Source organism: Streptomyces sp. CA-250714 (assembly GCF_050936705.1).
Classification (GTDB): Bacteria; Actinomycetota; Actinomycetes; order Streptomycetales; family Streptomycetaceae; genus Streptomyces.
The window spans coordinates 857,517-879,725 of sequence record NZ_JBNJMI010000002.1 but is presented as its reverse complement, the minus strand read 5'-3'; the positions used below and the strand labels follow the sequence as shown (position 1 = coordinate 879,725).

Annotated in this window: 19 protein-coding genes, 1 rRNA gene and 1 riboswitch; of the genes, 14 read left to right on the top strand and 6 right to left on the bottom strand. The window is 69.9% G+C overall.

Annotated elements, in window-relative coordinates; genetic code table 11:
• The first annotated feature begins 103 nt into the window (after nt 1–103).
• The 11 genes from rrf (at nt 104) to ACQEU8_RS22850 (ending at nt 10,602) form a co-directional block, all read left to right on the top strand.
• Nucleotides 104–220: ribosomal RNA gene (gene rrf, locus ACQEU8_RS22900) — 5S ribosomal RNA — on the top strand.
• Nucleotides 221–388: 168 nt separating this feature from the next.
• A complete protein-coding gene (locus ACQEU8_RS22895; protein ID WP_433104010.1) occupies nt 389–1,000 on the top strand; it encodes a CDP-alcohol phosphatidyltransferase family protein in 612 nt (203 codons plus the stop codon).
• A 113-nt stretch (nt 1,001–1,113) separates the two neighbouring features.
• Nucleotides 1,114–3,609, top strand: coding sequence for a sugar phosphate nucleotidyltransferase (locus ACQEU8_RS22890; RefSeq protein WP_433104008.1), 2,496 nt, complete (start codon nt 1,114–1,116; stop codon nt 3,607–3,609).
• 103 nt (nt 3,610–3,712) lie between these two features.
• Complete coding sequence (locus tag ACQEU8_RS22885; protein WP_433104006.1) at nt 3,713–4,612, top strand: DUF881 domain-containing protein; 900 nt, start codon at nt 3,713–3,715, stop codon at nt 4,610–4,612.
• Nucleotides 4,609–4,941 (top strand): small basic family protein, encoded by a 333-nt coding sequence (locus ACQEU8_RS22880; RefSeq protein WP_019358093.1) that lies wholly within the window; start codon nt 4,609–4,611, stop codon nt 4,939–4,941. The genes ACQEU8_RS22885 and ACQEU8_RS22880 overlap by 4 nt, the downstream gene beginning before the upstream one ends.
• Before the next feature lie 5 nt (nt 4,942–4,946).
• Entirely contained in the window at nt 4,947–5,795 is an 849-nt protein-coding gene (locus ACQEU8_RS22875) for a DUF881 domain-containing protein (RefSeq protein ID WP_433104004.1), read from the top strand.
• 432 nt (nt 5,796–6,227) lie between these two features.
• Nucleotides 6,228–6,755, top strand: a complete 528-nt coding sequence (locus tag ACQEU8_RS22870; protein ID WP_433104002.1) for an FHA domain-containing protein — start codon at nt 6,228–6,230, stop codon at nt 6,753–6,755.
• A gap of 20 nt (nt 6,756–6,775) precedes the next feature.
• A complete protein-coding gene (gene ftsR, locus ACQEU8_RS22865; protein ID WP_433104000.1) occupies nt 6,776–7,510 on the top strand; it encodes a transcriptional regulator FtsR in 735 nt (244 codons plus the stop codon).
• A 74-nt stretch (nt 7,511–7,584) separates the two neighbouring features.
• Nucleotides 7,585–8,058: a bifunctional nuclease family protein gene (locus ACQEU8_RS22860; protein WP_026004895.1), complete on the top strand. Its 474-nt coding sequence runs from the start codon at nt 7,585–7,587 to the stop codon at nt 8,056–8,058.
• A 246-nt stretch (nt 8,059–8,304) separates the two neighbouring features.
• Nucleotides 8,305–8,961 (top strand): MerR family transcriptional regulator, encoded by a 657-nt coding sequence (locus ACQEU8_RS22855; RefSeq protein ID WP_433103997.1) that lies wholly within the window; start codon nt 8,305–8,307, stop codon nt 8,959–8,961.
• Between the two features lie 93 nt (nt 8,962–9,054).
• On the top strand, nt 9,055–10,602 hold the full coding sequence (locus ACQEU8_RS22850) for a DNA polymerase IV (protein WP_433103995.1): 1,548 nt from the start codon (nt 9,055–9,057) through the stop codon (nt 10,600–10,602).
• Here the strand turns inward: ACQEU8_RS22850 and ACQEU8_RS22845 are convergent.
• Nucleotides 10,518–10,895 carry a PRC-barrel domain-containing protein gene (locus ACQEU8_RS22845; protein ID WP_433103993.1) on the bottom strand — a complete coding sequence of 126 codons (378 nt, stop codon included), beginning with the start codon at nt 10,893–10,895 and terminating at the stop codon, nt 10,518–10,520. The two genes, ACQEU8_RS22850 and ACQEU8_RS22845, sit on opposite strands and share 85 nt — an antisense overlap.
• Before the next feature lie 135 nt (nt 10,896–11,030).
• A riboswitch (glycine riboswitch) is annotated at nt 11,031–11,128 on the top strand.
• Between the two features lie 186 nt (nt 11,129–11,314).
• Here ACQEU8_RS22845 and gcvP point away from each other — a divergent pair.
• Nucleotides 11,315–14,221, top strand: coding sequence for an aminomethyl-transferring glycine dehydrogenase (gene gcvP / locus ACQEU8_RS22840; RefSeq protein WP_433103991.1), 2,907 nt, complete (start codon nt 11,315–11,317; stop codon nt 14,219–14,221).
• Nucleotides 14,222–14,366: 145 nt separating this feature from the next.
• Here the strand turns inward: gcvP and ACQEU8_RS22835 are convergent, their stop codons facing one another.
• Entirely contained in the window at nt 14,367–14,573 is a 207-nt protein-coding gene (locus ACQEU8_RS22835) for a DUF5999 family protein (protein WP_433108651.1), read from the bottom strand.
• 296 nt (nt 14,574–14,869) lie between these two features.
• On the bottom strand, nt 14,870–15,595 hold the full coding sequence (locus ACQEU8_RS22830) for a hypothetical protein (RefSeq protein ID WP_433103989.1): 726 nt from the start codon (nt 15,593–15,595) through the stop codon (nt 14,870–14,872).
• Between the two features lie 501 nt (nt 15,596–16,096).
• On the opposite strand from ACQEU8_RS22830, the gene ACQEU8_RS22825 reads away from it, so the two are divergent.
• On the top strand, nt 16,097–17,593 hold the full coding sequence (locus ACQEU8_RS22825) for a glutamate--cysteine ligase (RefSeq protein WP_433103987.1): 1,497 nt from the start codon (nt 16,097–16,099) through the stop codon (nt 17,591–17,593).
• 225 nt (nt 17,594–17,818) lie between these two features.
• On the top strand, nt 17,819–18,616 hold the full coding sequence (locus ACQEU8_RS22820; protein WP_433103985.1) for a CPBP family intramembrane glutamic endopeptidase: 798 nt from the start codon (nt 17,819–17,821) through the stop codon (nt 18,614–18,616).
• Nucleotides 18,617–18,649: 33 nt separating this feature from the next.
• Here the strand turns inward: ACQEU8_RS22820 and ACQEU8_RS22815 are convergent, their stop codons facing one another.
• From ACQEU8_RS22815 to argG, 3 genes are all read right to left on the bottom strand, one after another.
• On the bottom strand, nt 18,650–19,492 hold the full coding sequence (locus tag ACQEU8_RS22815; protein ID WP_433103983.1) for a PhzF family phenazine biosynthesis protein: 843 nt from the start codon (nt 19,490–19,492) through the stop codon (nt 18,650–18,652).
• A gap of 184 nt (nt 19,493–19,676) precedes the next feature.
• Nucleotides 19,677–20,540, bottom strand: coding sequence for an endo alpha-1,4 polygalactosaminidase (locus tag ACQEU8_RS22810; protein ID WP_433103981.1), 864 nt, complete (start codon nt 20,538–20,540; stop codon nt 19,677–19,679).
• 146 nt (nt 20,541–20,686) lie between these two features.
• On the bottom strand, nt 20,687–22,144 hold the full coding sequence (gene argG / locus ACQEU8_RS22805) for an argininosuccinate synthase (protein ID WP_433103979.1): 1,458 nt from the start codon (nt 22,142–22,144) through the stop codon (nt 20,687–20,689).
• Between the last annotated feature and the right edge of the window lie 65 nt (nt 22,145–22,209).

Here is a 22,209-nt window from a genome sequence, read left to right as displayed (position 1 = left end):
TGTTGGTTCTGAGACAACAACCGCACTTCAATTGAAGAGTGTGCTTGTTCGCTAAGAGACTCCAGGGCCCGGATTCTGTTGATCCGGAAGTCCTGAACAGAGTTTCGGTGGTCATAGCGTTAGGGAAACGCCCGGTTACATTCCGAACCCGGAAGCTAAGCCTTTCAGCGCCGATGGTACTGCATGCGGGAGCGTGTGGGAGAGTAGGACACCGCCGAACAATTCTTGGAAAAGGCCCTGCCGGCTGACGTCGGCAGGGCCTTTTCGTGTTTTTCGGTGGGCGAGCCCTCCCTTTCCTCGGCCTACCAGCGACCCCGTGCACGCTCGGTGAGCGGCGCCGGGTAGGGTCAGGGGGTAGCGTCGGCACGGTTACTCAGGAGGCCCACGGGTGGAGGTCCAGGAGACGCAGGTCCAGACGGATCGGGTCCTCACCTTCCCGAACATCCTCAGCATGGCCCGCCTGGTCGGCGTGCCGGTGTTCCTGTGGCTGATCCTCTGGCCGGAGTTCGGTGGTCCGAACTGCGATCTGTGGGCGCTGCTCATCCTCGCCGCGAGTGGAGTGAGCGACTACCTCGACGGCAAACTGGCCCGTCGGTGGAATCAGATCAGCAGTCTCGGTCGTATTCTCGACCCGGCCGCGGACCGGTTGTACATCCTCTCCACTCTTGTGGGCCTGACCTGGCGGGAGATTCTGCCGCTCTGGCTCACCATCACTCTGCTGGCCCGGGAACTGCTGCTCCTGGTCATGGTGTGGATCCTGGACCGGCACGGCTATGCGCCCCCGCAGGTCAACTTCCTGGGCAAGGCCGCGACCTTCAACCTGATGTATGCCTTCCCACTGCTGCTGCTCAGTGACGGGAGTGGCTGGGTTTCGTCACTCGCAGCAATTTTCGGATGGGCCTTCGCAGGTTGGGGTACTGCTCTCTATTGGTGGGCAGGGATCCTCTATGTGGTCCAGGTTCGCCGTCTGATCAGGGCGGACACCGAGACGACCGACTGAAACCCGCCTTTCCTCGCTTCGGGGGCCGGTTGCCCTGATTACGCCTTTGTAGGTCATCCTGGAGGGGTCATGGTCGGGATGACCGTCGTCTGTACGAGGAGGACGCTTCCGATATGAAGGCCGTCGTGATGGCTGGCGGCGAAGGCACGCGCCTTCGACCGATGACCGCGAGCATGCCCAAGCCGCTCCTGCCGGTGGTGAACAAGCCGATCATGGAGCATGTGCTGAAGCTGCTCAAGCGTCATGGGCTCACCGAGACCGTCGTGACCGTGCAATTCCTGGCCTCGCTGGTCAAGAATTACTTCGGTGACGGTGAGGAGCTCGGCATGGAGCTCACCTACGCCAACGAAGAGAAGCCACTGGGGACGGCCGGCAGCGTCAAGAACGCCGAGGAAGCCCTGCGGGACGACGCGTTTCTCGTCATCTCCGGCGACGCACTCACCGACTTCGACCTCACCGACCTCATCAGGTTCCACCGGGAACGCGGTGCGATGGTCACCGTCTGTTTGACCCGGGTGCCGAATCCGCTGGAATTCGGTATCACCATCGTGGACGAGGACGGCAAGGTCGAAAGGTTCCTGGAGAAGCCGACCTGGGGGCAGGTCTTCTCGGACACGGTGAACACCGGCATTTATGTGATGGAGCCCGAGGTCTTCGACTATGTCGAGCCCGATGTGCCCGTCGACTGGTCCGGTGATGTCTTCCCGCAACTCATGAAGGAAGGCAAGCCCATCTACGGCTATATCGCCGAGGGCTACTGGGAGGACGTCGGCACGCACGAGAGCTATGTGAAGGCCCAGGCGGATGTGCTCGAGGGCAAGGTCGACGCGGAGCGGGACGGCTTCGAGATCTCGCCCGGTGTCTGGGTCGCCGAGGGCGCCGAGGTGCATCCCGATGCCGTACTGCGCGGCCCCCTCTACATCGGCGACTACGCCAAGGTCGAAGCGGGCGCGGAGATCCGGGAGCACTCCGTCATCGGCTCGAACGTCGTCGTCAAGAGCGGCGCCTTCCTGCACCGAGCCGTAGTGCACGACAACGTCTACATCGGGCCGCAGAGCAATCTGCGGGGCTGTGTCATCGGCAAGAACACCGACATCATGCGGGCCTCACGGATTGAGGACGGGGCTGTCGTCGGCGATGAGTGCCTGATCGGTGAAGAGTCGATCGTCCAGGGGAATGTCCGTATCTACCCCTTCAAGACGATCGAGGCCGGCGCGTTCGTCAACACGTCCGTCATCTGGGAGTCCCGCGGGCAGGCGCATCTGTTCGGTGCCCGAGGTGTCTCCGGGATCCTGAATGTGGAGATCACCCCGGAGCTGGCCGTACGGCTGGCGGGCGCGTATGCGACGACGCTCAAGAAGGGCTCGACCGTCTGCACGGCCCGGGACCACTCCCGAGGCGCGCGTGCCCTCAAGCGGGCCATCATCTCCGCGCTCCAGGCCAGCGCCATCGACGTACGCGACCTGGAGAACGTGCCGCTTCCGGTGGCCCGGCAGCAGACGGCGCGGGGCAGCGCGGGCGGCATCATGATCCGTACGACGCCCGGCGTTCCGGACTCGGTGGACATCATGTTCTTCGACGAGCGGGGTGCCGACCTCTCCCAGGCCGGGCAGCGCAAGCTCGACCGGGTCTATGCGCGGCAGGAGTACCGCCGCGCCTTCCCCGGGGAGATCGGTGACCTCAGCTTCCCCTCCAGCGTCTACGACTCGTACACGGGCTCGCTGCTGCGCGCCGTGGACACCACCGGGGTCGCCGAGTCGGGGCTCAAGGTCGTGGTCGACGCCTCCAACGGCAGCGCGGGGCTGGTGCTGCCGAGCCTGCTGGGCCGGCTGGGCGTGGACTCGCTGACGATCAACCCGGGCCTGGACGAGTCGCGTCCGACGGAGTCGGCCGAGAGCCGGCGGGCCGGGCTGGTGCGGCTCGGGGAGATCGTCGCGTCGGCCCGCGCCGCGTTCGGGGTGCGCTTCGACACGGTGGGGGAGCGCATCTCGCTGGTGGACGAGCACGGCAGGATCGTGGAGGACGACCGGGCGCTGCTGGTGATGCTCGACCTGGTCGCGGCAGAGCGGCGCAGTGGCCGGGTGGCGCTGCCGGTGACCACGACGCGGATTGCCGAGCAGGTCGCCGCCTATCACGGCACGCAGGTCGAGTGGACGACGACGTCTCCCGACGACCTCACCAGGGTCAGCAGGGACGACGGCACCGTCTTCGGCGGTGACGGCAGGGGCGGTTTCGTCGTCCCGGAGTTCAGCTCTGTCTTCGACGGCGCGGCGGCGTTCGTTCGGCTCATCGGGCTGGTGGCGCGTACCCAGTTGACCCTCAGCCAGATCGACGCGCGGATCCCGCGGGCGCATGTGAGCCGACGCGACCTGGCAACTCCGTGGGCGGTCAAGGGTCTTGTGATGCGTACGGTCGTGGAGGCGGCCGGCGACCGGTCCGTTGACACCACCGACGGGGTGCGGGTGGTCGAGTCGGACGGCCGCTGGGTGATGGTGCTGCCCGACCCGGCGGAAGCCGTCACGCATCTGTGGGCGGAGGGGCCCGACGAGGCCTCCGCGCAGGCCCTGCTGGACGAATGGGCGGCAGTGGTCGACAGCGCGGGCCACTGAACGCGGCGGCGGGACGGGCCCTGCTCGAAGGGCAAGTCCCGCCGTACGGAGACCGGGTGGGTGCATTCGGCGGCAGGGGTCTCGACGTGCGACGATGTGCGGCATGTCGCAGCAGCACCCCACTCGGAGCACCTCGTCGCGGTCCCCGCGGCCCGACGCTTCCATGTCGCTGCTGACCAACGTGATGGAGCACAGCCTCGACGACGGCTACGCGGAAGCGGCCGCCCGGCGGGGCGAGGTGGGCCGCTCGCGGATGCCTCGTACGTTGCGGGCCAAGCTGGGGTTGGCGGTCGGGCTGGTGCTGGCGGCGTTGGTGGTGACCGTGGGGGCCGCGCAGGCGCAGATTTCCGCGCCGAGCGTCGCCAAGGAGAAGCAGGAGCTCATCGAACGGATCGAGTCCGGCGGCGACCAGGCCGACGAGCTCCAGAAGGACGTGGACAAACTGCGGGCCTCGGTGGAGCGGCAGCAGCGGAAGGCCCTGGAGAAGCACGGCGACGAGCGGGGCAGGACCACAGCCCTGCTCTCCGGCAGCACCGCCGTGGAGGGGCCCGGCCTCAAGCTCGTGGTGGACGACGCGAAGGACGCCGAGTCCGGCGAAGGTGACGGTCCCCGGCAGACCGACGGGTTCTCCGACACGGGCCGGATCCGTGACCGCGATCTCCAGCGGGTCGTCAACGGGCTGTGGGCGGCCGGTGCCGAAGCCGTCTCGGTCAACGGCCAGCGCCTCACTTCACGGTCCGCCATCCGCGCGGCGGGTGACGCGATCCTGGTCGACAACAAGCCGCTGGTTCCGCCGTACACGCTGCTGGCGATCGGTCCCGGACAGCAGTTCTCCCGGACCTTTCAGGACAGCGTCGACGGGCAGTACCTGTACGTCCTGCACAAGGACTACGGTGCCAGGACCAGCATTTCCGTCCAGGACAAGGTGCGGCTGCCTGCCGCGCCGAGTCTGATTCTGAGAACAGCGAAACCTGTGCGGACAGGGAAGGGCAGCACATCGTGATCGCCGTACTGGGCCTCGTCGTGGGAGTCGTGGCCGGACTTGTCGTCCGGCCCGTGGTGCCGCTGGCGGTCGAACCGTATCTGCCCATCGCCGTCGTCGCCGCGCTGGACGCGGTCTTCGGCGGCCTGCGCGCCATGCTGGACGGCATCTTCGACGACAAGGTCTTCGTCGTCTCGTTCCTCTCCAACGTGGTGGTGGCGGCGCTGATCGTCTTCCTCGGCGACAAGCTCGGGGTGGGTGCCCAGCTGTCCACCGGTGTGGTTGTCGTCCTGGGTATCCGGATCTTCTCCAACGCGGCCGCCATCCGCCGTCATGTGTTCAGGGCGTGAGGCCGATGAGTGACGACCGCAATGACAGGCCGGACAAGGACAGCAAGCCGGAGCGTGAGCTGCCGCCGGAGCGCGAGCTCCCCCAGGAGCGGCCGGAGCCGGCGGGCACACAGGGTGAGAACACCGGCACGCAGCTGACCGGGCGGCAACGCCTCGCCAAGGCCGTATGGCCCCCACGGGTGACGCGCGCCCAACTCATCGTCGCGCTCCTGCTTTTCGTGCTCGGCCTCGGCCTGGCGATCCAGGTGCGCTCCACCAGTGAGAACAGCGCGCTGCGCGGTGCCCGGCGGGAGGACCTGGTCCGCATCCTCGACGAACTCGACGACCGCACGAAACGGCTCGAGGACGAGAAGCGGAAGCTGGACGGGCAGCGTACTGAGCTGGAGACTTCCTCGGACCAGGCCGAAGAGGCCCGCAAGCAGACCAAGGAGAAGGAGGCCCAGCTCGGTGTGCTCGCCGGTACGGTGGCTGCCGAGGGGCCCGGTATCCATATGAAGATCAAGGACCGGGCCGGAGCGGCGGATTCGGACACGCTGCTGGACGCCGTCCAGGAGCTGCGGGCCGCCGGCGCCGAGGCCATGCAGGTCAACGGTGTTCGTGTGGTGGCCAGCACGCATTTCACCGACAGCGGCGGCGGAGTCAACGTCGACGGGCATAGGATCGACCAGCCTTACCGTTTCGAGGTCATCGGCAAGCCCGCCGATCTGGAACCGGCGCTCAACATCCCCGGCGGCGTCGTGCAGACACTGAAGAACAAGCAGGCCACAGTGGATGTGACCCGCTCGGGGAAGATCACTGTGGACGCCTTGCGACAGGCGAAGCGGCCTGACTACGCTCGGTCGTCATCGCGCTGAGATGGTGATAGGAGTTTCGGGGGGTCGGCGGGCGAGTTGGGCACCGCGTGGTGGAAACTGTCTACGGTTCACGGACGTTATACGAGCGTCAAGAGTGACCAGTGAGAGCATCGAGGGTCTGTCCTGCCCCACGGGCGGGTCTGTTTCGTGCGAGGGGAATCGCCCGTGAGTTTTTTTTCGAAGTTGTTCGGCAAGGGCCGCCGGGGCGGCGACACGGGTACCGCACGGCACCGCGCTCCCCAAGGTGCGGAGATGCCGGGCGGGGCGCCGGAAAGCGGCGCCGAGCGCCCGCTCTTCCGTGACGAGGTGGCCGGACCCGGAGGAGACAATTCGGGTGGTCACGGCGCGGTTTCTGTTGACCCTGGTACTCAGGGGCGCATAGGTTCCCAGGCACCGCCAACCTCAAATTCGGGTGGAGGTTCTGCCTTGCCGGTGTGTAACAGGTGTGGAGCCCGCGTCGCGGAAGCGAGCCGGTTCTGCTCCAACTGCGGTGCTCCCCTGCGGGGCGGCGTCCCCGCGGAGGGGTCGTCCGAGACGACGTCCACGATCTCCATCTCCGGGCTGGAGGCGTACGACTCGGAAACGACCGGCCAGCATGCCTCCCCCGTGCTGCCCCCCGAAGCGCAGGCCGCCGTCGACGCCCTGCCCATGGGCTCGGCGCTGCTGATCGTCCGTCGTGGGCCCAACTCGGGCAGCAGGTTCCTGCTCGACGGTGATCTGACCACTGCCGGGCGCCATCCGGAGAGCGACATCTTCCTGGACGACGTGACCGTCTCGCGCCGTCACGTCGAGTTCCGGCGCGGCCCCGACGGCAGCTTCACCGTCTCCGACGTCGGCAGCCTGAACGGCACCTACGTCAACCGCGAGCGGATCGAGACCGGAGTGCCGCTCGGCAACGGCGACGAGGTGCAGATCGGGAAGTACCGGCTGGTCTTCTTCGCGAGCCAGCGCACCTACTGACAGCCCCGGCAGGGAGGCTCATGCTGCACACGCCGACCGGCGGTGCCCATGCGGGCACCGCCACCGGGCAGAAGAGCGGACCGATGAGCATCGGTGCCGTCCTCGAGGCGCTCCGTGCGGAATTTCCCGAGGTCACCGTCTCCAAGATCCGTTTTCTGGAGGCGGAAGGCCTGGTCGAGCCGGCGCGCTCCCCTTCGGGTTACCGGAAGTTCCGGGCCGAGGACGTCGAGCGGCTGAGCTATGTGCTGCGGATGCAGCGGGACCACTATCTGCCGCTGAAGGTCATCAGGGAGCATCTGGAAGCGTTCGGTGACGACGCTCCGTACCCGAACGTGCCGGTGGTTCCACCCCGCGAGCCGGACGAGGCTTCCGCTCCCGCTGTCCGTACCGGACGCAAGGAGCTGCTCGGGCTGGTGGGCGCGGAGGAGGAGGAACTGGCCGAGTGGGAGGAGTACGGGCTGCTCGGCGCCGCCGAGGACGGTACCTACCGGCTGGCCGATGTGACCGTCGCGCAGCTGGTGGCGGAGCTCGGGCGGCACGGGGTGGAAGCACGCCACCTACGGACGGTCAAGGCTGCCGCCGACCGTCAGCTGGACCTCGTCGAGCAGCTCGTCGCGCCCCTTCGGCACCATCCGGACCAGCGGACCAGAACGCGCGCCGCGGGCACGGCGGACGAACTCACGAATCTCTCCGTGCGGCTCTATGGGGCCTTCGTGGAGTCGGCAGTGCGCGCGGCCCGCACGCGGGGTGACTGAATCAGTACACGGATGCCGGTGCCGGACGGCTGCCCGACTACCCAAACAGGCGCAGCACGGCCTAGGGTTGCTGTGTGAATGAGCTCGACGTCGTGGGTGTCCGGGTGGAAATGCCCACCAACCAACCGATCGTGCTCCTGCGAGAAGTGGGAGGCGACCGCTACCTCCCCATCTGGATCGGCCCCGGGGAGGCGACCGCGATCGCCTTCGCCCAGCAGGGCATGACCCCCGCACGCCCACTCACCCATGACCTGTTCAAGGACGTCCTGGAAGCAGTGGGTCAGGAGCTGACCGCGGTCCGCATCGTGGATCTGCGGGAAGGCGTGTTCTACGCGGAGCTGGTCTTCGCCAGCGGCGTGGAAGTCAGTGCCCGTCCGTCCGACGCCATAGCGCTCGCACTGCGCACCGGAACGCCGATCTACGGCAGTGACGGTGTGCTGGACGACGCGGGGATCGCGATCCCGGACGAGCAGGAGGACGAGGTGGAGAAGTTCCGCGAGTTCCTCGACCAGATCTCCCCCGAGGACTTCGGCACCAGCAGCCAGTGACGCGCCGCCGTCAGCCGCCGCCGGACCGGTGCTTCCGGCCGGAGGCGGGGGAGGGGTGCGCGGACCGGTGCGTGCCGCTGACCATTCAGCCAGCCATTCCCCGGTGGTGGGCACGCGAAACCACCCTCTGGGGCATTATCACTCGCCGTGCCGAGTGTGGCGATCGTTGACGCACTCGGAGTGACTGCCTACCTTCATGTGGGCAGGTTCCGGGGGTAACCCGGGATGTGAAGGACGGAGGTCGGCGTGACAAGCACCGGCGGCGAAGGTACGGCGGCTGGCGACTCGTCCCTACCCGACGGCCCGCTCCCGGCCCCCGGCCGGGAGGCGCCCCCAGGGCGGCCGTCCCCCCCACCACCCCCCGGCCTGCGGCCGGGCGGCGCCGCAGGGCCGCCGGCCGACACCCCGGCCGAGCAGGTCGGCTACCGCGGTCCGACTGCCTGCTCGGCGGCCGGGATCACCTACCGTCAGCTCGACTACTGGGCCCGTACCGGGCTGGTCGAGCCCAGCATCCGGCCCGCGTACGGCTCGGGCACCCAGCGCCTCTACAGCTTTCAGGACATCGTCGTCCTCAAGATCGTCAAGCGGCTGCTGGACACCGGTGTCTCCCTGCAGAACATTCGCGCCGCTGTACGGCACCTGCGCTCCAGGGGCCGCACCGATCTGGCGCGGATGACGTTGATGAGCGACGGAGCCACGGTGTACGAGTGCTCGTCGCCCGACGAGGTCGTCGATCTCCTCCAGGGCGGCCAGGGCGTCTTCGGGATCGCCGTCGGCGTGGTCTGGAAGGACGTCGAGGGAGCGCTCTCCCAACTGCACGGGGAGCGCGTCGACACCGGCGAGACCCTGGTGCGGGACCATCCCGAGGACGAGCTGGCGCGCCGCCGCAATCGGGCGGGGTAGCCGGACACCGGGCCGAGGCCCTCGCTATTGCCGCATGGCGCTGAACTCTGTGCTGCGCTCTGTTGTCAGTGGTATGGGGCAGCATCGGATGGTGTGAGGACCCAGCCGACCATCCTGCATCTGGACATGGATGCCTTCTTCGCCGCCGTGGAGCAGGCGTCGAAGCCCAGTCTGCGCGGGAAGCCGGTCGTGGTCGGCGGTCTGGGGCCGCGCGGGGTGGTTTCCACCGCCTCGTACGAGGCCAGGCGCTTCGGGGTGCACTCGGCGATGCCGACGGCGCAGGCCAGGCGGCTGGCGCCGAACGCGGCGTATCTGGGCGCGCGCTTCGGGCTCTACCGGGCGGTCAGCGAGGTGGTGATGGAACTGCTGCACCACCTCTCGCCGCTGGTGGAGCCGCTGAGCCTCGATGAGGCTTTTGTGGACCTGGAGGCCGGGGAGGCGCTGGAAGGGACGCAGGGGGGCGCTGAGGGGGCACGAGAGGTCGGTGAGCGGCTGCGGCGGGACATCCGAGCGGCGACGGGACTCACCGGGTCGGTGGGGCTGGCGGGATCCAAGATGCTGGCGAAGATCGCCTCGGAGCAGGCGAAGCCGGACGGCCTCGTGCTCATCCCGGTGGGCACCGAGCGCGAGATGCTGGCGCCGCTGTCGGTGCGGACGCTGCCCGGGGTGGGGCCCGCCACGGCCGAGGTGCTGCGCAGGGCCGGTATCACCACAGTCGGGGAGGTCGTGGAAGCCGGCGAGGACGAGTTGCTGCGGCTGCTCGGGAAGGCGCACGGCACCTCGGTGCACGCGATGGCCCACGGCATCGACGACCGCCTGGTGGTCGCCGAGCGGGACGCCAAGTCGGTCTCCGTCGAGGACACCTACGACGTGGATCTCACCGACCGCACCAGGGTGCGGCTGGAGCTGGAGCGGCTGGCCGAGCGCTGTGTGACGCGGCTGCGTGATGCCGGCCGGTCCGGCCGCACCGTCGTGATCAAGGTGCGCAGTTACGACTTCTCGACCCTCACCAGATCCGAGACCCTGCGCGGGCCCACCGATGACCTGGGCGTTGTCAGAGAGGCCGCGCTGCGGCTGCTGGACGGGGTGGACACCACGGCCGGGGTGCGGCTGCTGGGAGTGGGGGTCAGCGGGCTCGCCGACTTCACCCAGGAGGATCTGTTCGCGCAGGCCCAGGCCGCGCTGAGCCAGGCGCAGGAGACAGCCGGAAGCGACCGTTCCGAGGACGGGGCGGGCCAGCCGGAGGCAGCGGGCGGTCAGGCCGGGGCCGAGGGGGCGGTGCGGACGGCCCGGGCCGGGATGGAAGCGGGCGCCGCCGTCGAGGAGCCGGGCGCGGCCGTGCCCGCCGACCGGCGGTGGATCCCCGGTCGGGATGTGCACCACGCCGCGTACGGCAGAGGCTGGGTGCAGGGCAGCGGCGTCGGGAAGGTCACCGTCCGCTTCGAGGAACCCGACACCCCGCCGGGCCGGGTGCGGACGTTCTCCGTCGACGACCCGGAGCTGGAGCCCGCGGAGCCGAGAATGCTGGACGCGGACATCGCCCGGGTGCTGGCGGCTCAGTCCTCCGCGCCGGCGATCCGCCCGAAGTCGCGGTCCGGAGGCGTGGGCGCCTCGCCGCCCGCCGGGACGTCGAGCCCGTAGTGGCGGTAGAGCTGGAGTTCCTGCTGCGGGGAGAGATGCCGGCCGACGCCGAAGTCGGGGGCTCCCTTGATCAGCGCACGCTCGAACGGGACGCGCAGCCCGGTCTCGTCCAGGCTGGCGGGCTCCAGCGGTACGAAAGCGTCGCGGCTGAAGATGCCGGTACGCAGCGCCGCCCACTCCGGCTCGCCCGTCGCGTCGTCGAGGTAGACCTCGTCGACCGTGCCGATCTTGACTCCCTCGCTGTCGAACGCCTTGCGGCCGATCAGGCTCCGCGGATCTATATCGGTCTGCACGGGTCTCCTCCCATGGGGTCGCGACGTGCTGTTCACGCTCGTACTCACCACGAAACGGCACTTTTCGACTGATGGCTACTTGAGCGCACTCCGGGTTACCACTCAAGGGGGCGCTGATACGCTCAAGGTGGCTGCCGACCCCGTGCGGGAGAGTCCTCCGGTGCACTTTCCGGAGGCGCCGAAGGAGCAACTCCTCCCCGGAATCTCTCAGGCTCACGTACCGCGCGGACGAGGTCACTCTGGAAAGCAGGGCGGGCCCGGACCAGCGCCGAAGCCCCTCCTCACCGACGGTGTAAGCCGAGCGCCCCGCACCTGGGCGGCTCGGTGAAACTCTCAGGTCAGATGACAGAGGGGGAGGCCGTCCGGGCACCCGTGAAAGGTGCCCCTCGCAGGTCGCACAGACCAGGAGGCCCCCGCAGATGACTTCCCACCGGACCCCGCTCTCCGCGCTGGAGAGCGGCACTCCCTTCGAGAGCCGCCACATAGGACCCGACACCGGCGCGCAGGCCAAGATGCTCGCGCAGGTCGGCTACGGGTCGCTCGACGAACTGACAGCGGCGGCGGTGCCCGACGTGATCCGCAGCACCGAGCGGCTGGAGCTCCCCGACGCGCGGAGCGAGGCCGAGGTGCTGGCCGAACTGCGCACCCTCGCGCACCGCAACCAGGTCCTGCACTCGATGATCGGCCTCGGCTACTACGGCACTGTCACGCCGCCGGTGATCCTGCGCAACGTCATGGAGAACCCCGCCTGGTACACCGCCTACACGCCGTACCAGCCGGAGATCTCGCAGGGCCGGCTGGAGGCGCTGCTGAACTTCCAGACCGTCGTCTCCGATCTGACCGGGCTGCCCACCGCCGGTGCGTCGCTGCTGGATGAGGCCACGGCCGCCGCCGAGGCGATGGCCCTCTCCCGTCGGGTCGGCAAGGTCGGCAAGAGCGGCGGCGACGTCTTCCTGGTCGACGCCGACTGTCTGCCGCAGACCGTGGCGGTGCTGCGGACCCGCGCGGAGCCCACCGGGGTGGAGATCGTGGTCGCCGACCTGAGCGACGGCATCCCCGACGAGCTGGCCGAGCGCGGCGGCATCTTCGGCGTGCTGCTCCAGTACCCGGGCGCCTCCGGTGCGGTGCGCGACCCGCGCGGAGTGATCGAGCGGGCCCACGAACTGGGTGCGGTCGTCACCGTCGCGGCCGATCTGCTGGCGCTCACCCTGCTGACCTCGCCCGGCGAGCTGGGCGCGGACATCGCCGTCGGCTCCAGCCAGCGCTTCGGCGTACCGATGGGCTTCGGCGGGCCGCACGCGGGCTACATGTCCGTCCGCGACACGTTCGCCCGCAGCCTGCCCGGACGGCTCGTCGGTGTCTCCAAGGACGTGGACGGCGAGCAGGCGTACCGTCTCGCCCTGCAGACCCGTGAGCAGCACATCCGCCGCGAGAAGGCCACCAGCAACATCTGCACCGCGCAGGTGCTGCTCGCCGTGATGGCCGGGATGTACGCCGCCTACCACGGGCCCGACGGGCTGGCGGCCATCGCCCGCCGTGTCCACCGCTACGCGGCGCTGCTCGCCGCCGGGCTGCGGGACGGCGGCGTCGAGGTCGTCCACGGGAGCTTCTTCGACACCGTCACCGCGCGGGTGCCGGGCCGCGCCGCCGAGATCACCGAGCGGGCCCGCGCGGCCGGGATCAACCTGCGGCAGGTGGACGCCGACCACATCGGCATCGCCTGCGACGAGACCACAGGACGCGAGCAGCTCACCGCCGTATGGCAGGCGTTCGGGGTGTCCGCGCCCGGCGACCTCGACGCGCTGGACGCCGCGACCGACAGCGCACTGCCCGACGCCCTGCTGCGCGGCGACGAGTACCTCACGCACCCCGTCTTCCACGAGCACCGCTCCGAGACGGCGATGCTGCGCTATCTGCGCCGCCTCGCCGACCGCGACTACGCGCTGGACCGCGGCATGATCCCGCTCGGCTCCTGCACGATGAAGCTCAACGCCACCACGGAGATGGAGCCGGTCACCTGGCCGGAGTTCGGCGCCCTGCACCCCTTCGCGCCCGCCGAGCAGGCCGAGGGCTATCTGACGCTGATCCGCGAACTGGAGGAGCGGCTGGCCGAGGTCACCGGCTACGACAAGGTCTCCCTCCAGCCCAACGCGGGCTCCCAGGGCGAGCTGGCCGGACTGCTGGCCGTACGCGCCTACCACCGGGCCAACGGCGAGGCACAGCGCACCGTCTGCCTCATCCCGTCCTCGGCGCACGGCACCAACGCGGCCAGCGCCGTGATGGCGGGGATGAAGGTCGTCGTCGTCAAGACCAGCGACAACGGTGACGTGGACGTGGCCGACCTGCACGCCAAGATCGAGCAGCACGGCGACGAGCTGGCCGTCCTCATGGTCACCTACCCCTCGACGCACGGCGTGTTCGAGGAGCACATCACCGAGGTCTGCGCCGCGGTGCACGACGCCGGCGGCCAGGTGTATGTGGACGGTGCCAACCTCAACGCGCTGCTGGGGCTGGCCCGGCCCGGCCGCTTCGGCGCCGACGTCTCGCACCTCAACCTGCACAAGACGTTCTGCATCCCGCACGGCGGCGGCGGCCCCGGCGTCGGCCCGATCGGCGTACGGGAGCACCTGGCGCCATATCTGCCCAACCACCCGCTCCAGCCCGCCGCGGGACCGGAGACGGGTATCGGGCCGGTCTCCGGCGCGCCGTGGGGCTCGGCCGGGATCCTGCCGATCTCGTGGGCGTACGTACGGCTGATGGGCGCCGAGGGGCTGCGCAGGGCGACGCAGGTGGCGGTGCTGAGCGCCAACTACATCGCCAAGCGGCTGGAGCCGCACTACCCCGTGCTCTACACGGGCCCGAACGGGCTGGTCGCGCACGAGTGCATCATCGACGTACGGCCGCTGACCAAGCAGACGGGGGTGAGCATCGACGACGTCGCCAAGCGGCTGATCGACTACGGCTTCCACGCGCCGACGATGTCCTTCCCCGTCGCCGGGACGCTGATGATCGAGCCGACGGAGAGCGAGGATCTGACTGAGGTCGACCGGTTCTGCGAGGCGATGATCGCCATCCGTGCGGAGATCGAGAAGGTCGGCACGGGGGAGTGGGACGCGGAGGACAATCCACTGCGCAACGCTCCGCACACGGCGGCGATGCTCACCCGCGAGTGGCAGCAGGGTTACGGGCGTGAGGAGGCCGTCTTCCCGGCCGGAGTGCGGGCGGCCGACAAGTACTGGCCGCCGGTGCGCCGGATCGACGGCGCCTACGGTGACCGCAACCTGGTGTGCTCCTGCCCGCCCATCGCGGAGTACGACGCGGGGTAGTTCGGCGCCGAGCGCTGTGGCGGGGGCCGTCGTGAGGGCCGCCGGACCCTCGCCACTGTGGTTGCTCGTCGTTGCGGCGGAAGGGGGCCTGGGGGCTGCGCGCCCCCAGGCCCCCGGCGTTCGGCTGACCCGCCGTCGTGTGTGCCTAGGCGGCGGTGATGATGTGGCGGGTGCTGAGCGGCTTGTGCGGGGCGATGATCTGGCCGTCCGGCAGCAGCTCTCCCGTGTCCTCGAAGAGCAGAACTCCGTTGCAGAGCAGGCTCCAGCCCTGCTCGGGGTGGTGGGCCACGGGGTGCGCGGCCTCCCTGTCTGCTGAATCCGCTGTCGGGCACGGTGGCTGGTGCTGGCACATGGTCGGTGTCGTCTTCCGTCGTGTTGTGGCGTCTGTCCTGCGGCTCTTGTCATACATAGCCGGTCCCCCCGTAACCCCGTACGTGCGTGCGTTCCGGTGCAACTCCCAGTGTTCCGCTGCTGGCTCGAATCCGCAGGGATTTCGCGTCAGCTTGTCCCAACCGGACAGACGCATCACCCTGGCGGGCGGTTGCGCCCAACTGCCCGGTCATTTCGGGGGGTTCGGGTAATGGGGAAGACTAGCCCATCCGGAGGGGCGCACGGCGGCGAAGGTGGGGTCACGGACAGACGCCGGTCTCACGCGGTCCGCAGCAGAGCTGTGCCGGGATCCGGCTCGGGCGCCACGGCCGGAGCCGCGGAGGCGACCAGCCTGCGGGTCAGGACGGGCAGCAGCGCGTCCACGCGGTGCGCGGTGTGCGGGGCGATGCCGGGCGGTGCGGGGGCCAGCGGGATCAGCAGGTCGGCCGGGTCAGGAACGCCGCCGCACGGGTCGGCCGCGACGTCGGCGTGCAGCCACAGGGTGAGCATGTACAGCTCCGGCACCGACAGCAGCCGCGGCTGGTAGGGCGTCGGCAGCAGTTCGGCCTGCCGCATCGCCCGCACCGTCGAGAGGACGTAGGGGCCCTGCCGGAACTGCCCGAAGGTCCAGCCGTCCGCGGTCAGTACCGCCTCCGCTGTGCCGATGTACGCGCCGCTCTGGGTGCCGTCGCCGCCGGGGTTGCCGGCGCCGCCCTCGGTTCCCTCGTCGGACAGCAGGAAGCGCCAGCCGGTCAGCCGGGTGCGTGGGGAGGTGTCCGCCGGTTCGCCGGCGCGTCCGGAGGCGCGCTCGACGGCGCGTTCGGCGGTGCGCGGCGCCACGCGTGCCATCTCGTACGCCGGGAGCGGGAGTTCGGGACGCAGCGGGCCCTGAGCGGTGCGCAGCGCCATGGGGGCTCGGGAGCCTCGGACCGCGCTCGGGGAGCCGAGGGCGGTCAGGACACTGCGCAGGGCTGGGGCCGGGGCCGGGGGTACGTGCAGCGGCATGGCGGGTCGCCTCTCTTGGGAGACACATGGTGCTGGCGGGGGCGCGACGGCTGTGTCGGCGCGGGGATGGCCGCGGTAGCGGCTGGGAGGGTTCGACGGGGGCGGGCCGGGATCGCCAAGTCTCTGCCTCGTTCGCGCAGTTTATACGAGATGTGTTCGAGAAGTGTTTCCACTAACGTGTTCCGTTGTTTCCTGTAAGGCCGTAACAGGCCGAATCCACAGGCTTTTCACCTGCACTGACGCCTAAGGTAAGGCGATGACCTCGGAATCTGCCGGAAACGCGGTCGGCCGGATGGCGTCGGTGTATTTCTCGAGAAGTGTGCCGCAGGGGCTGGACGCCGCCGTATGCCGTCGGAATGTGCCGTCCGGCATCCGCCAGCCTAGCGGCACTTACCTGCCGCGTCAGCCCTGCCAGGCGTTATCCGTGGCGCGGCAGGGCATCATCGGTGCACGCTCGACCGGGACCTCCGGCAGCGTCCACCAGCAGGGAGGAAGCCTCCGATGGGAGAGAAGGTCGTCGCCGACAGGTTCGACCTGTCCGATCGACGGCGATACCGGCAGAAGCTGCACAAGTGTCTCGAGGGACTGTGGCAGCTGCTGGAGGAGAAGAGGTTCGACCGACCCAGGAATCTGATGGGGCTGGAGATCGAGCTGAATCTCGCGGACGCCCATGGTCAGCCCCTCATGGTGAATGCCGAAGTTCTCCAGCGCATCGCGAGCTCGGATTTCCAGACAGAGCTGGGGCAGTTCAATCTCGAAGTGAATATCGTGCCGCACGCGCTCTCCGGAAGAGTTCTCGATCAGCTCGCCGAAGAACTCCGCACCGGGCTGGCGTACGCCGACCGGCAGGCCCGTGAGGTGGACGCGCGTATTGTCATGATCGGAACGCTTCCGACGCTCACAGCACGCGATCTGACGTTGGCCAACCTCACCGAGGACGACCGCTACCGGCTGCTCAACGACCAGATCATGGCAGCGCGGGGCGAAGAGATCTCCCTCGACATCGACGGCGTCGACCACCTGGTGAGCACCTCGGAGTCGATAGCGCCGGAGTCCGCCTGCACCTCCGTACAACTCCATCTCCAGGTGACTCCCGGACGGTTCGCCGACGTGTGGAACGCCGCGCAGGCCGTCAGCGGCGTGCAGATCGCCATGGGGGCCAACTCGCCCTTCCTGTTCGGGCACGAACTGTGGCGCGAGTCGCGGGTCCCGCTCTTCCTCCAGGCCACCGACACCCGCCCGCCGGAGCTGAGCAACCAGGGCGTGCGCCCGCGCACCTGGTTCGGGGAGCGCTGGATCTCCTCCGCGTACGACTTGTTCGAGGAAAACCTGCGCTACTTCCCCGCACTGCTGCCCCTGTGCGACCAGGAGGACCCGCAGCGCGTGCTGGCCGGAGGCGGGGTGCCCGCGCTGCCCGAGCTGACGCTGCACAACGGCACCATCTACCGCTGGAACCGGCCGGTGTACGGGGTGATGGAGGGCGCTCCCCATCTGCGGGTGGAGAACAGGGTGCTGCCGGCCGGTCCGACGGTGGCCGATGTGCTGGCCAACACCGCCTTCTACTACGGGCTGGTCCGCGCGCTGGCCGACGATCCGCGGCCGGTGTGGAACCGGATGCCGTTCGAATACGCCGAGCGGAACTTCGACGCGGCGTGCCGGTACGGGATCGAGGCCGAGCTGTGGTGGCCGCGTGCGGGCCGGGGTGCGGGGCTGATCCGGCAGCCCGCCACCCGGCTGGTGCTGAACGAGCTGCTGCCGTTGGCTGCCGCCGGGCTCGACGCGTGGGGTGTGGAGCCCGCGGACCGGGACCGGTACCTCTCCATCATCGAGGAGCGCTGCCGGCTGCGGGTCAACGGTGCCTCCTGGCAGGCGGCTGCCTATCGCCGCGCGGTGGAGTCCGGGCTCGACCGGGAGAAGGCGCTGGCCGCCGTCACCCGCGCCTACTGCGACCGCGCGGCGGACGGCGCCGCGGTGCATACGTGGGCCGAGGGGCCGTAGGCGGACGTTGCGGCGCCCCTCGGTTGTTCCGTTAGGGGAGTGCCCCTGTCCGTCGTTCGCGGACTGCGGGTGGGATGCGGTTGGGCGCGCAGTTCCCTCCTGACGGGGCGCACCCCCATGTCGGGTACGCGAGAGTCGCCGGGCAAGCTGGGGCTCTAGCGTGAGGGGGGCGCGGTGGGACAGGAGGGAACGGGATGGGTACGGCGTTCACAGCTGGAGGGTCGAGTGCGCGTACAGGCGCCTGAGGTGGCGGCTCCCGCCGATGGGCTGCCGCGGCAGTCGCTCCGTACCGAGCTGCTGCTCGTGCTCGCCCTCTCGCTGGGGGCCAGCGCCGTCTCCTCGCTGATCAGCTTCCTCGGTGCGCTGACGAAACCGGGCGGGCTGGCCGACCAGGCGGCGCGGCTCAACTCCTCGCAGGCGCCCGGGCGGCCCTGGCTCGATCTGGCCTGGCAGCTGTTCGGGATCGCGACCGCGCTGGTGCCGGTCGTACTGGTCGCGCACCTTCTGGCGCGCGAGGGCGTGGGCGGGCTGCGGGTGCTGGGCTTCGACCGCCGGCGGCCCGGCTTTGACCTGAGCCGGGGTGCCGCGGTGGCGGCGGGTATCGGCGGCTGCGGGATCGGGCTCTATCTGCTGGCGCAGGCCGGCGGCTTCAACCTCACCGTGGTGCCGGAGTCGCTGCCGGGGGTGTGGTGGAAGTACCCGGTGCTGATCGCCTCCGCCGTGCAGAACTCCGTGCTGGAGGAGGTGATCGTCGTCGGCTACCTGCTGCGTCGGCTCGACCAGCTGGGCTGGTCACCGCTCGCCTCGCTCTCGGTCAGCGCTGTGCTGCGCGGCTCCTACCACCTCTACCAGGGCATCGGTGGCTTCTTCGGCAACCTGGCGATGGGCCTCGTCTTCGGCTTCCTCTACCGGCGCTGGGGGCGCGTGGGGCCGCTGGTGGTGGCCCACGCGCTGATCGACATCGTCGCCTTCGTCGGGTACGCGCTGCTCGCCGGACGGGTGGACTGGCTGCCCACGCCGTGACGCGGGCGCGGGCAGCCGGGAACCGGGTGGCGGCTAGAGCCGCGTACGCAGCTCCGCGTCCAGCACGGTGATGGCCTGCCCGCCCAGCAGGGTGCGATCGCCCCGCAGTGTCGTGCGGACGTAGCCGGTACGCCGGGACGCCTGAAGGCCCGTCAGGGTGTCGCGGCCGAGCCGGCCCGACCACAGCGGGGCGAGCGCGGTGTGCGCGCTGCCGGTGACGGGGTCCTCGGGGATGCCCTGGGAGGGTGCGAACACCCGGGAGGCGAAGTCGTGTTCCGGCTCGCCGGACGCGGAGCCCGACGGCGCTGCCGCGGCGGCCGTCACGACCACGACGGGGGCGGGGAGCGCGGCCACGTCGGCGGGTGCGGGGGCCAGCTCGCGCAGCGTCCGCTCGTCGGCGAGCTCCAGCACCAGCATGCCCAGCGTGCCGGTGTCCCAGGCCGCCACCGCGTCGGTACCGAACGCCTGCCCGACGCCGGCCAGCACCGGCACCGGCGTCAATTCGGCGGTGGGGAAGTCCAGGGTGAGGGTGCCGTCCGGCTCGCGGGAGGCACCGAGCACCCCGCTGCGGGTACGGAAGCGGACCCGTTCGCCCTCGCCCAGCAGACCGTCTTCGCCGAGCACGTGCGCGGTGGCGAGTGTGGCGTGGCCGCACATGTCCACCTCGGTCGTCGGCGTGAACCAGCGCAGCGCCCAGTCGGCTTCCAGGTCGTCGGGCAGGGGGTGCGCGTAGGCGGTCTCGGAAAGGTTCAGCTCTCCGGCGAGGGCCTGGAGGCGGGAGTCCTCCGGGAAGGTGCCCGCGTCCAGGAGCACGACAGCGGCCGGGTTGCCGGTGTAGGGACCGGCGGCGAAGGCGTCAACAGTGCGGAGTCTCATGGCCTGGACGGTACGGCGTCGGGCCGGCCGGCTGCATGGCCAATTCGCCGCAAGTGGTCCGGAAAGCCGGTGCGGCAGGCCCTCAGGGTGACGCGGGGCGCGGTGCGAGAGGCCAATTCGCCGCGTGCGGACCGTGGACGGCCGCGGGGGGGGCGGGCGCGGCCCCGTCCGCACGCGGCCCGGCTCAGCATCGCTCGTACAGGTGCCCGTCCTCTCCCTCGGGGCGGACGTCCAGATCCCGGCGGACGATCGACAGTCGCTCGCCCCACGTACGACAGGCCGCCGTCAGCCCCTTGGCGGTGTACTCGACGTCCAGTACGCGGTTGTCGTACGCCTTCGCGTACTGGCCGCACTCCTTGTACTGGCCGCACTCCTCCGTCACCGCGAAGTCGAAGCCCATGGTGGTACGCCGCGCCAGCAGTTCTTGGGCGTTCTTCTGCCCGGCTGCCAGTCCGCTCCGGTGTGCGCGCCGGGTCAGCAGCGCGGCGAAGGCCACGTTGTCGGCCTTGGTGAGGCGCCTGCCTGAGCGCTCGTAGGAGTCGAGGTTGTCCAGTTCGACGGCCTGGAACCCCTTCTTGGCGCAGCCGTCGATCCAGCGTCCGACGATACGGGCCAGCGCCGTGCGGCGGGCGGCGGTGGAGGTGTCGAGCAGCGCCTCGTTCCAGTCGGTGTCCAGCACCGGCTTGCCGCCCTTGGTGCGCAGCACCAGCTCGGGGTGGCGCCGCTGCCACCGGTCCAGGGCGTCGGGCTGGGCCTGGAAGCCGTTGACGTAACAGATGTTGTAGTGCCCGGCAGCGGGGGAGTGGCCGCGGTCGCGGGAGACCACACGCACCCCGTCGGGTGGCGGATAGGCGCCGCCGATCTGGTAGTCGAAGCCCGCGTGGACCGGCGGCGGAGTGGGCCGGGCCGACGAGGGGGTGCCGTCGCGGTCCGGGGTGCCGTCGCCGGGGCCGGCGCCGCACCCGGCGAGGGCGGCCACCGTGAGGAGGGCGGCGACGAACGCCGGAACCCGGCGGCTGCGGGCCGACGGGTCGGCGACGGTCTGCATGGGGACGGCTCCTGACGCTGTGTGGGACGGCGTCAGCCGCCGTCCCACACAGCCTACGGAGATCGCCGCACGGCCCTTCGGGCGTGTACGGTGCTGCGTCCTCCTCGGAGCGCCTTCAGCGAAGTGCCTCAGCCCGCGAGGGCCGGTCAGTCGGTGCCGGACTCCATTGCGGCGCGGTCCAGCAGCTCGTCGTCGCCGGAGATCTCGCCGCGGGAGGCGATGGCCTCCGCGCCGCCCTCCGGCAGGGCACCGATCAGCCCGGTCGCGGCCGCCTGGGCGGCACCGATGGCGCCCCCGGGTGTCGCTGCGGTGGCGCCGATGAGACCGAGGCCGGCGTACTGCTCCAGCTTGGCGCGGGAGTCGGCGATGTCGAGGTTGCGCATGGTGAGCTGGCCGATCCGGTCCACCGGGCCGAATGCCGAGTCCTCGGTGCGCTCCATGGACAGCTTGTCCGGGTGGTAGCTGAACGCCGGGCCCGTGGTGTCGAGGATCGAGTAGTCCTCACCGCGCCGCAGCCGCAGCGTCACCTCACCGGTGACGGCCGCGCCGACCCAGCGCTGGAGCGACTCGCGCACCATCAGCGCCTGCGGGTCCAGCCAGCGGCCCTCGTACATCAGCCGGCCGAGGCGCCGTCCCTCGTTGTGGTACTGGGCGAGGGTGTCCTCGTTGTGGATCGCGTTGACCAGACGCTCGTACGCCGCGTGCAGCAGCGCCATGCCGGGCGCCTCGTAGATGCCCCGGCTCTTGGCCTCGATGATCCGGTTCTCGATCTGGTCGGACATGCCCATGCCGTGCCGGCCGCCGATGGCGTTGGCCTCCATCACCAGGTCGACGGGGGAGGCGAATTCCTTGCCGTTGATCGTCACCGGGCGGCCCTGGTCGAAGCCGATCGTCACGTCCTCGGTGGCGATCTCGACCGAGGGGTCCCAGAACCGCACGCCCATGATCGGCTGCACGGTCTCCACGCCGGTGTCCAGATGCTCCAGCGTCTTGGCCTCGTGGGTGGCGCCCCAGATGTTGGCGTCGGTGGAGTACGCCTTCTCCGTGCTGTCGCGGTAGGGCAGGTCGTGGGCGAGGAGCCACTCCGACATCTCCTTGCGGCCGCCGAGCTCGGTCACGAAGTCCGCGTCCAGCCACGGCTTGTAGATCCGCAGGTTCGGGTTGGCGAGCAGGCCGTACCGGTAGAACCGCTCGATGTCGTTGCCCTTGAAGGTCGAGCCGTCGCCCCAGATCTGGACGTCGTCCTCGAGCATCGCCCGCACCAGCAGGGTGCCGGTGACGGCGCGGCCGAGCGGTGTGGTGTTGAAGTAGGCGCGCCCGCCCGAGCGGATGTGAAAAGCGCCGCAGGTGAGCGCGGCCAGGCCCTCCTCGACCAGCGCCGCGCGGCAGTCGACCAGGCGCGCGATCTCGGCACCGTAGGTCTTCGCTCGGCCGGGCACCGAGGCGATGTCGGGTTCGTCGTACTGACCGATGTCGGCGGTGTAGGTGCACGGGACGGCGCCCTTGTCGCGCATCCATGCGACCGCGACCGAGGTGTCGAGGCCGCCCGAGAAGGCGATGCCGACGCGCTCGCCGGCGGGCAGGGAGGTGAGGACCTTGGACATAGGAAGAGTATGTCTGATTGCGCATGACTATGCAATCCCGGATTCCGGCCCGGGATTGGATTGTC

Excerpts from the sequence above, each read along its gene's own strand:
- ACQEU8_RS22890 (WP_433104008.1), top strand. The coding sequence starts at position 1,114 with ATGAAGGCCGTCGTGATGGCTGGCGGCGAAGGCACGCGCCTTCGACCG.
- ACQEU8_RS22885 (WP_433104006.1), top strand. The coding sequence starts at position 3,713 with ATGTCGCAGCAGCACCCCACTCGGAGCACCTCGTCGCGGTCCCCGCGG.
- ACQEU8_RS22875 (WP_433104004.1), top strand. The coding sequence starts at position 4,947 with ATGAGTGACGACCGCAATGACAGGCCGGACAAGGACAGCAAGCCGGAG.
- ftsR (WP_433104000.1), top strand. The coding sequence starts at position 6,776 with ATGCTGCACACGCCGACCGGCGGTGCCCATGCGGGCACCGCCACCGGG.
- gcvP (WP_433103991.1), top strand. The coding sequence starts at position 11,315 with ATGACTTCCCACCGGACCCCGCTCTCCGCGCTGGAGAGCGGCACTCCC.
- ACQEU8_RS22835 (WP_433108651.1), bottom strand. The coding sequence starts at position 14,573 with ATGTGCCAGCACCAGCCACCGTGCCCGACAGCGGATTCAGCAGACAGG.
- ACQEU8_RS22830 (WP_433103989.1), bottom strand. The coding sequence starts at position 15,595 with ATGCCGCTGCACGTACCCCCGGCCCCGGCCCCAGCCCTGCGCAGTGTC.
- ACQEU8_RS22825 (WP_433103987.1), top strand. The coding sequence starts at position 16,097 with ATGGGAGAGAAGGTCGTCGCCGACAGGTTCGACCTGTCCGATCGACGG.
- ACQEU8_RS22815 (WP_433103983.1), bottom strand. The coding sequence starts at position 19,492 with ATGAGACTCCGCACTGTTGACGCCTTCGCCGCCGGTCCCTACACCGGC.
- ACQEU8_RS22810 (WP_433103981.1), bottom strand. The coding sequence starts at position 20,540 with ATGCAGACCGTCGCCGACCCGTCGGCCCGCAGCCGCCGGGTTCCGGCG.
- argG (WP_433103979.1), bottom strand. The coding sequence starts at position 22,144 with ATGTCCAAGGTCCTCACCTCCCTGCCCGCCGGCGAGCGCGTCGGCATC.